The following is a 13,296-nucleotide window of genomic DNA, read 5'->3' as shown; positions in this document are numbered from 1 at the left end:
AGATGAACTGACAAGCTAGAGTGTCAGTTCAGAGCACACCGGTGTCAACACCTCTGCGAAGGGGAGACATGACCGGCACACAGACCGCCGGGCGGCGCTACGGCGGACGTGACGCGGCGCAACGACAGCAGGAGCGCCGGACCCGCCTCATCCAGGCGGGCCTCGACCTGTTCGGCACGGCCGGATACGCCTCGGTCTCCGTCAAGCAGGTGTGCTCGCATGCCGGACTGACCGAGCGCTACTTCTACGAGTCGTTCCGCGACCGCGAAGACCTTCTCGCCGGGGTCTACAACGAGCTGATCGCTACGATCACAGCCGAAACCGCGCAGGCCGCAGCCGCTGCCGCACCCGATGTGGACGCCCAACTGCGCGCCGGCCTCGAGGTGTTCATCCGCACACTGGCCGGCGACGCCCGCATGGCCCGCCTGGTGCTCATCGAGGTCGTGGGCGCCAGCCCCCGCCTCGAAGTGCGCCGCCGTGAGGTCCTGCACGAATTCGCCGCACTGATCGCCGCCGTCGTCGCACCGCTCCCTGGCCCGGAAGCCTCCTCCAGCAGACTCGCCATGACCGCGATGAGCCTGGTCGGCGGAGTCAACGAACTCCTCGTGGACTGGACGCTCGGCCACCAGAACGCCACCGTCGAAGAACTGATCGACCTGTGCCACACCCTGTTCACCGCGGCCTACCGAACCATCAGCGATCAGCCCTGATCACGCAGGCCCGGATTCCTTCAGGAGCTTTCTGCACGGGACGGCAGCCCACGGCCCCTGTCCGACGGCCCGGCGCACTCGGCGGCCCCTGTTTCGATCAGGCAGCCCGGCGAGAACCATTGACCCCGGCGGCCACGGCCAGGTGCCGGAGGCGAAAGACGTGGTGCTCCCAGCGACGCCCATCCGGCTGCTGGACGTCCACCAGACAGAGATTCACCCAAGAGCTGGTGTAGGTCTGTCGCTCACCGTGGGTTTTCCACTGCGTGCCTGCGGCACCTCTCGATCGGTCTCGGATGAGGAGAAAACGACCAGTGACCAGCGACAATCGCATAGGACCGCCCAAATTTGGAAGCGAACGCGACATGTTGCGGGCTTTCCTGGACTACCACCGCGCGACCCTCGCCATGAAGTGCGAAGTGCTGACCGACAAGGAGCTGCGGCAGCAGTCGATGCCGCCGTCCACGCTTTCGCTGCTCGGTCTGGTGCGGCACATGGCGGAGGTGGAGCGTGCCTGGTTCCGCCGGGTGTTCCAGGACAACGACGCACCCATGGTGTGGTCCGACAAGATCGACTTCCAGGCGGCGTACGACGCGAGCACATCGACGAGGGGCGAGGCGTTCGGGGCCTGGGAGGCCGAGGTGGAGAACTCGCGCCGTATCGAGCGGGAGGCTGAGTCCCTGGACCAGGCCGGGTATCAGCCACGATGGGGCGAGGAGGTGTCGCTGCGGATGGTGATGGTGCACGTGCTCCTGGAGTACGGCCGCCACAACGGGCACGCGGACTTTCTGCGTGAGGGTGTCGACGGGACGGTGGGCGCCTGAGCCCGCATGAGCCACCAAGCTCGCTGGTGATGTCGAATGCGTCGGTTCTCGATCGACGTGAGAGTTAAGGCAGTACACCCCAGGACCTCAGGAGCATCCCATCGTGACCGTAACCGCGGATATGGCCATCTCCCTCGACGGCTACGTCGCCGGTCCCAACGTCGCCCTTGACAACCCGGGAGGCGACGGCGCCGAGCCGCTCTTCGACTGGATCCACAACCTGGCCAGCTGGCGGGAGCGCCAGGGCATGACCGGCGGGGAGGAGAACCGGGACTCCGAGCTGATGCGCGAGTGGTTCGATGCCACCGGAGCGGTCGTCATGGGCCGGATGATGTACGACACGGGCGAGGAGTTCTGGGGCGACAACCCGCCGTTCCGTACCCCGGTCTTCGTGCTCACCCACCGCCCGCGGCCGGCCCTGGTCAAGGAGGGCGGCACCACCTTCACGTTCGTCACCGACGGCATCCACAGCGCCCTCGACCAGGCGAAGGCCGCCGCCGGTGACAGGAACGTCGACATCGCGGGCGGGGCGAGCACGGTGCAGCAGTACCTCAGGGCGGGGCTCATCGACGAGCTGCAACTGCACGTCGTGCCGGCGCTCCTCGGAGCGGGACTGCGGCTCTTCGAGGGACTGGGTGCCGGGCGGCGGAGCCTCGAGCCGGTCAGGGTGGTCGACACGCCCCTCGCCACCCACCTGAAGTACCGCTTCGTTGAGCGGTGAGGGGTTGCCGGGGTGCTCACGCTGACGGAGATCGCCGAGGACCCGCTTGTCCTGGAGCGCCGCCTGGACCTGCGTGACGGTACGGAAGTCGTCTTCCGTACCCTCACCCACACCGATGCCGAGCGCCTGGCTGGTTTCCTCGAGGGCCTGTCACCCGAATCGAGGCGGCTGAGTACCTTCGACGGGTATGACCTCGCGACTGCCCGGGAGTTGTGTGACGCGATAGCGCGTTACGACAAGCTCAGGCTGGTGCTGGAGGAAGTGCCGTCCGGCAGGATCATCGGCCTCCTCGAACTCAGTCTCGCTCTCACCCCTGCGGATATCGCGCGCTATCAGGAAGCGGGCATCCGCCTCACCGAGACGACCGACTGCCGTTTCGGTCCCACCCTGGCCGATGACTACCAGGGACGGGGGGTGGGGACGCTGACCTTCCCGCTGATCGCGGACGTCGCACGGCGGCTCGGCAGGACGAGGATCATCCTGTGGGGCGGCGTCCTCGCCGACAACGCCCGGGCCATTCGCTACTACGAGAAGAACGGCTTCCGACCGGTCGGATCCTTCGCCGGAGCAGACGGCGCGCCCTCGCTCGACATGATGTTCACGTCCTGATTAAGGCAGTCGCCCGATCCCTTGCACAGGTCCTTAGCTCCAAGATGACGAGCCATGACGACATCGGCATCGCATTCGCCCTGGGCAGTGGCCCGTGTCCTGAGGGAGCGCAACGCGGGCCTGTACCTGGGCGGCGTCGTGGTCTCCGGGTTCGGCTCGTCGGCGATGTGGCTGGTGGCCGGGATCTGGGTGAAGGACCTGACCGGCTCGGACGGCCTGGCCGCCCTCTGTGTCTTCGCCCTCTGGGCGCCCACGCTGATCGGCCCCCTCCTGGGCACGCTCGCCGACCGCACCCGCCGCAAACCCCTGCTGGTGTGGACGAACCTGGGGCTGGCCGCGCTGCTCCTGTCCCTCCTCGCCGTCGACTCCCCGGGCACCCTCTGGATCCTCTTCTCGGTGCTGCTCGTGTACGGCGCGACCGGCGTCGTCCACGACGCGGCGGAGTCGGCCCTGGTCGCCACGGCGGTCGACGAGCGGCTCCTCGGCGACTTCAACGGTCTGCGGATGTCGGCCAACGAGGGCATGAAGCTGGTCGCCCCGCTCGCCGGAGCGGGCCTGTACGCCGCCTACGGGGGCGCTCCCGTCGCACTTCTGGACGCGCTCACCTTCGTCCTGGCCGCGGGTCTCTACACCCTCCTGCGGGTACGCGAACCGAAGCCGCTCCCGGACCCGGCCGGCTGGCGCACGCAGACAGCCGACGGCGCCCGCTGCCTCTGGCGCCACGAGACACTGCGCCCCCTCGTCCTCGCCGGTGGCACGACCATGCTCTTCTCGGGCCTCAACGGCGCGACGATCTACGCGGTGGCCGAAGGCCTGGGCCACGCCCCCGCGTATGTAGGTCTTCTGTACGCCGCCCAGGGCGCCGGTTCGGTGGCTGTCGGCCTGGCCTCGGGCCCCCTCCTCCGCCGCCTGGGCACACACCGGTTCGCGGGGTACGGCATCGCGCTCACCGCCCTGGCCGTGACGGCTCGCGCGCTCCCGTACGAGGCGGCAGCCCTCGTCTCGTGCGCGGCGGTCGGCGCAGGCCTCCCCTGCGTGCTGATCGCGGCCCTCACCGCCGTCCAGCGCGAAACCCCGGCCGGCCTCCTGGGCCGTACGACCGCGACCGCCAACACGCTGATGTTCGCCCCGAGCGCGGTGGGACTCGCGCTGGGCGCGGGCCTGGTCGAACTGGTCGATTACCAGGTGCTGTTGGTGGCGCTCGGGCTGATCCGGCTGGTGACGGTCGTACCGTTGCTCAAGCGGCGTCAGCCGAGCCGCGCAAGCGCATCCGCCACGAGTGACAGGTCCTCCTCGGACGCCAACCCCGCGTGATACAGCCGTACCTCGGTCGCCCCGTGGTCGGCTGCCCGTGCCACGTCCTCCGCGAGCGTGCCCGGGCTGCCGCCCATCCCGCGCACCACGGTGAAGTTGGCCGCCAGCACACTGCCCTCAACTCCCCGCTCGGCAAAGGGAGTCAGCAGTCCCGGCCCTCCGGTGCAGGGCACGACCACGCCGTCCGCGACCGACAGGATGTGCTCGGGGTCCACGCCGGCGTTCGCGCCGCAGTGATACGAGGACGGGTCCGCGTGGAGGAGGATCTGGAAGCCCTCGGGGGCGGCTGCGCGCACGGCGGCGACCGTGTCCGACTGGAGTGTGCGGGCGACGGAGTCGCGCCAGGTGCGCGTGGCCGTCGCCAACTCGGCGCCGAGCAGCTTCTCCACCGCTTCCCAGGCTCCGGTGGGCGACTCGCCCCGCCAGACGGATTCCAGGGAGCGACGGACCGAGGCCGCCAACTCGTCGGCGGTCAGGCCCAGTTGCGTATAACCGTCGCGGCAGGAGGGACAGAAACACAGCGACATCAGGTACTGGCCCGCCTCCCCGAGTTCCACGCCGGCCGTCTTGTCGTGGGCGTGGAGATGCGCGAGGCCGTACCAGCCGAGGGACTCCAGCTCCGTGCCTGAAACGCCGGGCCGCACCGCCGCCTCGACGGCCAGGTCGACGAGGTACGCGCGCGTGTCGGGCTGCGCGATGCAGGGCGCCCACGGATAGCGGTCTCCGTAGGCGTTGACCACGGAGGTGTCCGGAAACTCCTCCCCCATACGGGAGTTGTGCGCGAGCACCACCCAGGTGTGTACGTCGAGACCCGCCTCCGCGAGGGACACGGCGGCCTGCCCGTACGCGTCCCCGGGAGCCCAGTCCCCGGCGGCGTACGGCCTCAGCCGGCGCCCCTCCCAGCGCGGGCCGGGCGGATAGAGCACGGCCGCGTGCCGGGCCGTGACGATCCGGTGGCGGGAGTGACGGGGCGTCAGCGCGCGCGTGGAGTGGTAGGCAGAGGCGAGGGTCGCCTGCCGTACGCCCAAGCCGGCGATGCGTGCGGCGGACTCGGGGTCGCCGTTGACGTCCCAGGGGTAGACGAAGGTGGACGCCTTCAGAGACCCCTTCACAGACCCTGCCGCCTGGCTCACTTGTCCTCCTGGAGAAGCGCCTCGCCCCGCTCGACCAGCTGGGCGAGCTGCTTGATGTGGTCGTCGCTCGGCTCGTGCAGCGGCGGTCGCACCTCGCCCACGTCGAGACCCCGCAGCCGTACGCCTGCTTTGACGAGTGAGACAGCGTAACCGCGGCCCTGAGCGCGCAGTTCGACGAAGGGACGATAGAAGCCGTCGAGCAGGCGGTTCGCGGTGGTGTCGTCACCGGAGTTGAGCGCCTTGTGGAAGGCGAGGGCGAGCTCGGGGGCGAAGCAGAAGACGGCGGAGGAGTACAGCGTGATGCCGATGCCGCGGTAGGCGAGGCCCGTGAGCTCGGCGGTCGGCAGTCCGTTGAAGTACAGGAATTCGCCCGGCACTTCGGCGCGTACCGCGCTCACGATGCGCTGCATCAGATCGAGGTCGCCGACCCCGTCCTTGAAGCCGATGATGCCCTCGGTTCGAGCCAGCGAGACGACCGTCTCGGGCGTGAACACGGCGTTGTCGCGCTGGTAGACGATGACCTCGAGCGAGGTGGCGCGGGCCAGCTCGGTGTAGTGCCGCAGCAGCCCTTCCTGCCCGGCGACGACGAGATACGGCGGCATGGCGAGCAGCCCGTCCGCCCCGGCCTCCTCGGCGAGCTTCGCGTACCGGACGGCGAGCGCGGTCCCGTACCCGGCGCCCGCGATCACCGGCACGCGTCCGGCCGTCTCCTCGACGGCCGCGCGTACGCAGTCCTGGAACTCCTCGGGGGTGAGCGCGTGGAACTCCCCGGTCCCGCAGCAGGCGAAGACGGCGGCGGCCCCGGCCTCGACACCTCGCCGGACATGCGCGCGGTACACGTCGAGGTCGACGGCACCGTCGGGGCCGTACGCGGTGACGGGGAAGAACAGCGGCCCGCTCGGGATATTGAGGCGAGCGGCAAGGGGCGCTGACGTCACGGGCTCTCCCTAGGCATGCACGCACACGCCGACCGTGCACGTTTTCGATCCACGTTTCTGATCCATGTCCATATTTCTGAACGAGTCCACGCTAAAGCGCCTCCTAGGGGGCGGTCAAGCGGGCGAAGTCGCAAGACAGGGACGACATAGAGGCAATCGCGGTGCGGATTTCCCGCCCCCGCGCGACACTTGACGCGGCCGGACGGCGATCCATAGTTTGTCCACGGATGTGAATGCCGTACACGATGACGGCTGTTGATACAAGGAGACCCGAGGATGCCCGCTCCCCGCACCGTTCTGCTCACCGGCGCCGCCGGCGGCCTCGGCACCCTGATGCGGGGTCTGCTGCCCGCGTACGGGTACGAGCTGCGGCTCCTCGACCTGCGCCCCATCGAGGGCGAGCCGGACGCGATCACCGCGGGCCTCGGCGACAAGGAGGCCCTGCGCGAGGCCGTGCGGGGCGTCGACGCGATCATCCACCTCGCGGGCATCTCCCTGGAATCCACCTTCGACAAGATCCTCAAGGCGAACATCGAGGGCACGTACAACCTCTACGAGGCCGCCCGCGAGGAGGGCGTCCGGCGCATCGTCTTCGCCTCCTCCAACCACGCGGTCGGCTTCACCCCCCGCCCGCGGGGCGAAGCGCCCCATGACCCGAGCACGCTGATCCCCATCGACACTCCGCGCCGCCCGGACACGTTCTACGGACTTTCGAAGTCGTTCGGCGAGGACATGGCGCAGTTCTACTGGGACAAGCACGGCATCGAGACGGTCTCCGTACGGATCGGCTCCTGCTTCCTGGAGCCCACCAGCGTGCGCATGCTCTCGGTGTGGATGAGCCCCGGCGACGGCGCCCGCCTCTTCCACGCGGCCCTGACTGCCGAGGACGTCAAGCACTCGGTCGTCTACGGCTCGTCCGCGAACACCCGCCTGTGGTGGGATCTCTCGACCGCCCGGGCACTGGGTTACGAGCCGCAGGACGACTCGGAGCAGTACGCCGAGAAGCTCATCGCCGAGCAGGGCGAACTGGACCCGGAGAACCCGGACCACGACTACCTGGGCGGACACTTCGTGACCAAGCCGCCGATCTGGCCGTACTGACCGCTGCGGACACTTCGGGCACCCCCAATGCGCCTACCGGCGTGGCCGGGCGCGCTGTGTCTTCTCCTCGCGGGGTCGGCCCGTTCCGACGGCGGCGGCGCCGGGAACCGACGGGATGTGTCGCCTTCGGCCAGGGGCGCGGCTCGGGTCGTCGAGGCTGATGCCGATGTCGCCTGAGCGCTCTCCTCGAGAGCGATCAGGGAGCTCGATGGATTTACGCATGTCGGGTCGTGTCCGCCTGCCGGTCCCGGCTTCCGATACTGATCCAGGTCTTTCCCGCCCGTTCGGCGGCGCCGGCGAAGGCTTGCTGGGCCTCTTCCAGTGAGTACCGCGACTGGACTACGGCTCCTGGCCGTGCCTGGCCCAGTTCGGCGAGCGCCTCGGTGAAGTCACCGGGATGGTCGTAGATCATCGATCCGCGCAGCACCAACTGCCGCCGGACCACGTCGTCAAGGGTGAGTGGCAGCTGGGCCGGGCTGAGGCCGATCAGCACCACGGTGGCGCCCGGTGCCGCGCGGTCCACCGCCGGAGGCAGGGCCGGTACATGGCCCGATGTCTCGAAGACATACGTGAACCCCGTGCGGCCGTCGTCGGCCACCGCGCCCAGCTGTTGGGCTTGCGCGAGCCGGAGCGGGTGAGGTTCGGTGACGACAGGCCGGACGCCGAGGCGGGTCAGGGTGAGGCAGACCAACAGTCCCTGTGCTCCGGCCCCGATGATCAGGCAGCGGTCCGCAGGCGTCACGCCGCTGCGCCGTACTGCGGACCGGGCGACGGTGTACGGCTCGGCGCTCGCGAGATCGGCGCTGCTCAGGCCGTCGGGCACGGAGTGGGCGAAGTGCGCGGGAACAGCGACACGTTCGGCGAGGACGCCGGGTGCGTTCAGACCGACGATGACCCGGTGGGGACAGGCCGAGGTCAGTCCGGTGAGGCAGTCGGTGCACTTGAGGCAGGGGTAGTTGGGCTCGATGACCACGGTCTGGCCGACCGACCGCCCCTGTACCGAGCTCCCCACGGTGACGATGCGGCCGAAGCCCTCGTGGCCCGGGACCCATGGAGTCGCGGGTGAGAGGCGCTTGCCGTGGAACACGGCGATGTCGGTGCCGCACAGGCCGACACCGTCCATCTCCACGATGACGTCATGAGGGCCGCAGGCAGGCTCCGGCCAGCCCTCGACCGTGTCGATCCGGCCCGGGGTTATCAGCACAGCTGCTTTCACCCAACACCTCCAGTGGTCCACTACACGGATCATACGATCCGCTGTACGGTCAGAATACGACCGAAGGGCATCCCCAACAAGAGGACAAAGGCCTTGTGAACCGCGGCAGTTCGGCAGCAGGAAGGCCGTCGTGCGCGTCCAAGAGGCGCGCACGACGGCCTGGGGGTGGTCCGCTGCCCGGTCAGAAGATGAAAGATCGGCGCGGCGGGATGGGATGGCGAGTTCGTTGAATCACGATCCCGGAACAGCGAGCGGGAGCAGCGACTCTGAATCAGGCGGCTGTGTACCAGAAGGTTCTGGATCAGAGGGTCGCATCGGCTCGCGGCGACGGCTGTCCGACGGTGGACGGGACCTCAGCCCGGTCGCCGCGCATGCGCAGTGCCACAACAAAGGAGATCGCGCAGCCGAGCGCGAAGTAACCGGCGACGAGGTACCAGCCGCCGTCCGCCCACAGCACCAGCGAGCTCAGGACGAAGGGGGTGAAACCACCGCCGACGACACTGGCGAGCTGGTAGCCCACGCCGGCGCCGCTGTAGCGGTACTCGGGGCCGAACATCTCGGTGAACAGTGACTGCTGGACGGCGACGGCCATGTCGTGGGCGCCGTTCACCAGGAGGACCGCGCAGACGATGATCAGGACCATGGAACCGGATTCCAAGGCCCAGAAGAAGGGGATGGAGCCGGCCACACCCAGCACGGAGCCCCACAGATAGACCGAGCGCCGGCTGTAGCGGTCGGCGAGGTAGGCGAAGGCGGGGATGGTGAGGATGGCCAGTGCGCCGACGGCGAGGTTGACGTTGAGCAGGCTGTCGCGGTCCAGCCCGAATTCGGTGGTGCCATAGCTGAGGGCGAAGTTGGTGACGCCGTAGAAGGTGAACAGCTCCACCAGACGCAGGCCGATGATGGCGAAGAAGCCCTTGGGGTTGGACTTGACCGCGGCGATCAGCGGCATGCGCGGCTTCTCGTCCTCCTCGAGCGTAGCGACCTGCTCGGTGAAGACCTCGGACTCTTCGACCTTCGCCCGGATGACCAGGCCGATGATCACGATGACCGCGCTGACCAGAAACGGAATGCGCCAGCCCCAGGTGCGGAACGCCTCGTCGGAGACCGTTCCCGATATGAACTTGGTGATCAGGGTGGCGAGCAGCAGACCAACCGACGCGCCGACCTGTACGCCGCTGCTGTAGAGGGAGCGCCACTTGGGCGGCGCGTTCTCCACGGCCATGAGCGCCGCGCCGCCCCACTCGCCGCCGACCGCGAAGCCCTGCGCGGCGCGCAGCACCACCAGTAGCAGCGGGGCCCAGATTCCGGCCTGAGCGTGGGTGGGCAGCACACCGATCAGCGTGCTGGCCAGTCCCATGATCAGCATCGTGAGGACCAGCATCTTCTTGCGGCCCAGCCGGTCGCCGAAGTGGCCGAAGACGATTCCGCCAAGCGGCCGGAACAGGAAGCCGACACCGAAGGTGGCCCAGGCGGCCAGCGTGCCCACGGCCGGGCTGACGTTGGGGAAGAAGATCTCGTTGAAGAGAAGCCCGGCGATGATCCCGTAGAGGAAGAAGTCGTACCAGTCGACCACGGCTCCCATGAAGCTCGCGATCGCCGCCCTCCTCGCCACGCCGGAGCTTCTGGCGCCGCCGGCTGCTGCCGGGCTCTGCATGCTGTTCAACTCACACACTCCATTGGATGCGGCGATTCGCGGCCGGACCCGCGCACGGGCGGGGTTCACGGCCGGGACACGAATGACTGTGGTGGGACCAAGCACCTGGGCGACAGCGCTCCGGGGTGTGGAGCCGGCCGTCGACGGTGGTGGGTCGCTCCGCGGCGGTACGGGCGGTGACCCTCAACTGGCGATCCACTCAACGGATCAAATGGACCGAGTAGCGGAAACATACGGCCGGTGTTCCGAGTCGACAAGAGTTACGGCAGAATTTGTGTCGAAGAGGTCCCAGTGGTCCGCGGAGCGGGCCACGTCAGGTGAGACCAGCGGCAGGCAGGCAGAACTCCGCGGAGTGATCAGTACGGAGGAGGGTGTCAGCGTGGACAGCGGGGCGGCACAGGCCGGCGCGGAACGCGAACCGCACGGCACGAGCGTCAGGAGCGTACGGCGTGCCCTGGACATCCTCGGGCTGCTCAGCGAGGAACGGCCGCTGATCACGCTGCGGGAGATCACCGACACCACCGGGTTGCCGAAGACGACCGTGCTGCGCCTGGTGCAGACGCTGGAGGAGAGCGGCCTGCTGTGGTCGGACGAGGGCGGCTACATCGCCGGACCCGGTCTGTGGCGCTGGGCCTACCTCGCACGCAGCCAGTGGGAGATCCCCCGTGAGACCCGCAAGGTCATGAGGGACCTCGCCGACCGGCTGGGAGAGACGGTCAACATCTTCGTCGCCCGCGATCTCCACCGTGTCTGCGTCGCGCACGAGGAGAGCCCGCACCCCCTGCGCCACGTGGTCGACGTCGGCCACGAACAACCGCTGTGGGCCGGCGCATCCTCGAAGATCCTGCTGCACGACGCCTCCGAAGCACAGCTGCGCCGCATCGCCCAGGCCTCACCCCACGGCGAGGACCATGCCGCGCAATTGCGTACATCCGCGCAGGAGGCGGCGCGCCGGGGCTACGCGGTGAGCAACAGCGAATGGGACGAAGGACTCACCGCCGTCGCCGTCCCCCTCACCAGCCCCTCGGGCACCGTCGTCGCCTCCCTCTCGGTCAGCGGCCCCGACCACCGGTTCCCCTACGCAGCCATCGAGCGTTTCGCCACCGACCTCACGGAAGCGGCCCGACTCATCTCTGATCAGGGCTTCGGTCATCCGCTGAGCTACGGCCGCCGCAGCGCGAGGGACTAGCGCCACCCTGTTCCTGTCCCTTCGGTACGGCTCCGCGCGTTCCCAACGCTGTATGCGGTAGCGCTCCGCAACCGCTCCGCCGTGCACTCACCTCGTTCACGTACCGAGATCAGCGGTGAGCCACTGCGGTCGTCGGCCAGGGCGACGCGGGGCGTGCGGTGTGTCAGGGCGGTGGGCGGGCGGCGCGTCCGCGATTCGCCCACCGCCCGATCGGTCAACCACGCGCGAGGACGCCCGTGAACGGGCGAAGAAGTCACGCCCGGTGCATTTGCTCTCGCCCCTCTTGCGGGGACCTTGAGGACAGCGTAATTTCACTCTCCGGATCGCCAAGACCACCTGGCGGACCTGAAGGGGTCCACTTCGCGTACTGCGCCTCATCGCAGCCGATGGATCCGAGCCCGACAGCAGCGGCCCCACCCCTCCCTTCGCCGCGCTCTGCGCCTGCCCTCCTCACCCCCGGGCGGTCATCACTCTTTCCGTCAGTTCGCCCTTGAGCCATGGAAGTTGCCATGAGACGCGCATCCAGATCCGGACCAGGCATGGGGGCGGCCGTCGCCAGTTTCATCGGGGCGGTCGCCGACTGGTACGACTTCTTCCTCTATGGAATCGTCGCCGGCCTGCTCTTCGACGAGCTGTTCTTTCCCGACGTCAGTCCCGCCGTCGCTACCTTGGCGGCCTGGTCCACGTTCGGTGTCGGCTTCCTCTTCCGGCCTTTGGGCGGCATCGTCTTCGGCCACTTCGGCGACCGGTTGGGCCGCAAGAAGATGCTGATCGTCACCATGCTGATCATGGGCGTTGCCTCCACCCTGATAGGCGTGCTCCCCACCTATGCCGAAGCCGACATCTGGGCCCCGGTCCTCCTCGTCATCCTGCGCGCCGCCCAGGGCTTCGCCGTCGGCGGCGAATGGGGCGGCGCCGCCCTGATGGCCGTGGAGAACGCCCCGCGCAAGTGGCGCTCCCTCTACAGCAGCGGAGTCCAGGTCGGCGCCTCGGCCGGACTGCTGCTGGCCACCGCCGCCGTCAAGTTCCTCTCGGTCCGCCTGCCCGAAGAGGATTTCCGCGACTGGGGATGGCGCGTTCCCTTCCTCGCCAGCGCCGCCATCGTCATCGTCGGCATGATCGTGCGGGCCACGGTCGCGGAATCCTCCGCCTTCGTCGAACACACCGCCGCCCGTCCCCACCCGCAGCGCCGACGGCTGCCGCTGCTCGCCGCCATCAAGGCGTACCCCTCCGGCTTCCTCACCATCATCGGCCTGCGCTTCGTCGAACTCCTCACCTTCTACTGCGTGACCACCTTCGGGCTGAGCCATGCCGCCGAGCAGTACGGCCTGAACCGCGACGCCCTGCTCGACATCAACCTCATGGTCGGCGCGCTGGCCATCGTCACGATCCCGGTCTACGCCTACCTCGCCGACCGCTTCACCCGCCGCTCCGTCTACCTCTGGGGCGCGGGCATCGGCGTCCTCGGTGCCCTCCCCTATTTCGTGGCCCTGCAGTCCGGCTCGTTGATCCTGATCGCCGTGACGGCGGTCCTGCTGGTCAACGGCGCCCACGACATGGCCGTGGCGGTCCAGCAGTCCCTGTTCACCGACATGTACGGTCCAGAGTTCCGCTACAGCGGCGCCGGCGTCGGCTACCAACTCGCCAGCGTCATCGGCGGCGGCTTCACCCCCCTCATCGCCGGCGCTCTCGTTCTGTGGGCAGGCGGCGGCTGGGCCTTGGTCGCCATGTACCTCCTGATCGGCTGCGGCATCTCCTTCACGGTCGCCCTCAACCTGCACTCAGGCCATCCAAGCCACCCCCGTACGCCCGTTTCCTCGACCCCGCCGGCCCGAAGGGCCACATGAGCCGTGTTCCGCCACACCCTCTTCACCGCGGCGCGGGCGG

Annotated in this window: 12 protein-coding genes and 1 pseudogene; 8 read left to right on the top strand and 5 right to left on the bottom strand. The window is 68.8% G+C overall.

The genetic code is table 11. The features are described 5' to 3' along the window. Window positions 1-68: 68 nt before the first annotated feature. Window positions 69-710, top strand: coding sequence for a TetR/AcrR family transcriptional regulator (locus tag ACGFNK_RS13280; RefSeq protein WP_393415287.1), 642 nt, complete (start codon window positions 69-71; stop codon window positions 708-710). Between the two features lie 118 nt (window positions 711-828). Here ACGFNK_RS13280 and ACGFNK_RS13275 read toward each other — a convergent pair. Next, window positions 829-1,005 (bottom strand): annotated as a pseudogene (locus ACGFNK_RS13275) (NUDIX hydrolase); the annotation flags it as partial. A gap of 16 nt (window positions 1,006-1,021) precedes the next feature. Between ACGFNK_RS13275 and ACGFNK_RS13270 the strand changes: the two are divergent. The 4 genes from ACGFNK_RS13270 to ACGFNK_RS13255 all read left to right on the top strand — a co-directional run bounded on the left by ACGFNK_RS13270 (window position 1,022) and on the right by ACGFNK_RS13255 (window position 4,175). Then, entirely contained in the window at window positions 1,022-1,531 is a 510-nt protein-coding gene (locus ACGFNK_RS13270) for a DinB family protein (RefSeq protein ID WP_393415284.1), read from the top strand. Between the two features lie 103 nt (window positions 1,532-1,634). After that, the gene (locus ACGFNK_RS13265; protein ID WP_393415281.1) at window positions 1,635-2,252 is read left to right on the top strand and encodes a dihydrofolate reductase family protein; all 618 of its coding nucleotides are present in this window, start codon (window positions 1,635-1,637) and stop codon (window positions 2,250-2,252) included. 12 nt (window positions 2,253-2,264) lie between these two features. Further along, window positions 2,265-2,861, top strand: coding sequence for a GNAT family N-acetyltransferase (locus tag ACGFNK_RS13260; protein WP_393415278.1), 597 nt, complete (start codon window positions 2,265-2,267; stop codon window positions 2,859-2,861). Between the two features lie 54 nt (window positions 2,862-2,915). Beyond that, the gene (locus ACGFNK_RS13255) at window positions 2,916-4,175 is read left to right on the top strand and encodes an MFS transporter (RefSeq protein ID WP_393415275.1); all 1,260 of its coding nucleotides are present in this window, start codon (window positions 2,916-2,918) and stop codon (window positions 4,173-4,175) included. Here the strand turns inward: ACGFNK_RS13255 and ACGFNK_RS13250 are convergent. Together ACGFNK_RS13250 and ACGFNK_RS13245 are read right to left on the bottom strand one after the other, a co-directional pair. Continuing rightward, window positions 4,109-5,275 carry a hypothetical protein gene (locus ACGFNK_RS13250; protein ID WP_393415566.1) on the bottom strand — a complete coding sequence of 389 codons (1,167 nt, stop codon included), beginning with the start codon at window positions 5,273-5,275 and terminating at the stop codon, window positions 4,109-4,111. The two genes, ACGFNK_RS13255 and ACGFNK_RS13250, sit on opposite strands and share 67 nt — an antisense overlap. 29 nt (window positions 5,276-5,304) lie before the next feature. Then, window positions 5,305-6,246 (bottom strand): 5-dehydro-4-deoxyglucarate dehydratase, encoded by a 942-nt coding sequence (locus ACGFNK_RS13245; RefSeq protein ID WP_386345570.1) that lies wholly within the window; start codon window positions 6,244-6,246, stop codon window positions 5,305-5,307. A 276-nt stretch (window positions 6,247-6,522) separates the two neighbouring features. On the opposite strand from ACGFNK_RS13245, the gene ACGFNK_RS13240 reads away from it, so the two are divergent. Continuing rightward, window positions 6,523-7,347, top strand: a complete 825-nt coding sequence (locus ACGFNK_RS13240) for an NAD-dependent epimerase/dehydratase family protein (RefSeq protein ID WP_393415272.1) — start codon at window positions 6,523-6,525, stop codon at window positions 7,345-7,347. A gap of 214 nt (window positions 7,348-7,561) precedes the next feature. Here ACGFNK_RS13240 and ACGFNK_RS13235 read toward each other — a convergent pair whose 3' ends face one another. Both ACGFNK_RS13235 and shiA (ACGFNK_RS13230) read right to left on the bottom strand, forming a co-directional pair. Beyond that, window positions 7,562-8,563, bottom strand: coding sequence for a zinc-binding dehydrogenase (locus tag ACGFNK_RS13235; RefSeq protein ID WP_393415269.1), 1,002 nt, complete (start codon window positions 8,561-8,563; stop codon window positions 7,562-7,564). A 301-nt stretch (window positions 8,564-8,864) separates the two neighbouring features. Next, on the bottom strand, window positions 8,865-10,220 hold the full coding sequence (gene shiA, locus ACGFNK_RS13230; protein ID WP_393415564.1) for a shikimate transporter: 1,356 nt from the start codon (window positions 10,218-10,220) through the stop codon (window positions 8,865-8,867). A gap of 274 nt (window positions 10,221-10,494) precedes the next feature. Between shiA (ACGFNK_RS13230) and ACGFNK_RS13225 the strand changes: the two genes are divergently transcribed. Together ACGFNK_RS13225 and shiA (ACGFNK_RS13220) are read left to right on the top strand one after the other, a co-directional pair. Further along, complete coding sequence (locus ACGFNK_RS13225; RefSeq protein ID WP_393415266.1) at window positions 10,495-11,409, top strand: IclR family transcriptional regulator; 915 nt, start codon at window positions 10,495-10,497, stop codon at window positions 11,407-11,409. Between the two features lie 509 nt (window positions 11,410-11,918). Continuing rightward, window positions 11,919-13,256 carry a shikimate transporter gene (gene shiA, locus ACGFNK_RS13220; protein WP_393415263.1) on the top strand — a complete coding sequence of 446 codons (1,338 nt, stop codon included), beginning with the start codon at window positions 11,919-11,921 and terminating at the stop codon, window positions 13,254-13,256. The last annotated feature ends 40 nt before the right edge of the window (window positions 13,257-13,296 follow it).

The organism is Streptomyces sp. NPDC048825 (assembly GCF_043198355.1).
GTDB classification, from domain to species: domain Bacteria; phylum Actinomycetota; class Actinomycetes; order Streptomycetales; family Streptomycetaceae; genus Streptomyces; species Streptomyces xiangluensis.
The sequence above is the reverse complement of the archived record's forward strand: the minus strand, read 5'-3'. Positions and strand labels throughout refer to the sequence as shown.

Coding starts and splice junctions, on each gene's coding strand:
- ACGFNK_RS13280 (WP_393415287.1), top strand. CDS start 69: ATGACCGGCACACAGACCGCCGGGCGGCGCTACGGCGGACGTGACGCG.
- ACGFNK_RS13255 (WP_393415275.1), top strand. CDS start 2,916: ATGACGACATCGGCATCGCATTCGCCCTGGGCAGTGGCCCGTGTCCTG.
- ACGFNK_RS13240 (WP_393415272.1), top strand. CDS start 6,523: ATGCCCGCTCCCCGCACCGTTCTGCTCACCGGCGCCGCCGGCGGCCTC.
- shiA (WP_393415564.1), bottom strand. CDS start 10,220: ATGCAGAGCCCGGCAGCAGCCGGCGGCGCCAGAAGCTCCGGCGTGGCG.
- shiA (WP_393415263.1), top strand. CDS start 11,919: ATGAGACGCGCATCCAGATCCGGACCAGGCATGGGGGCGGCCGTCGCC.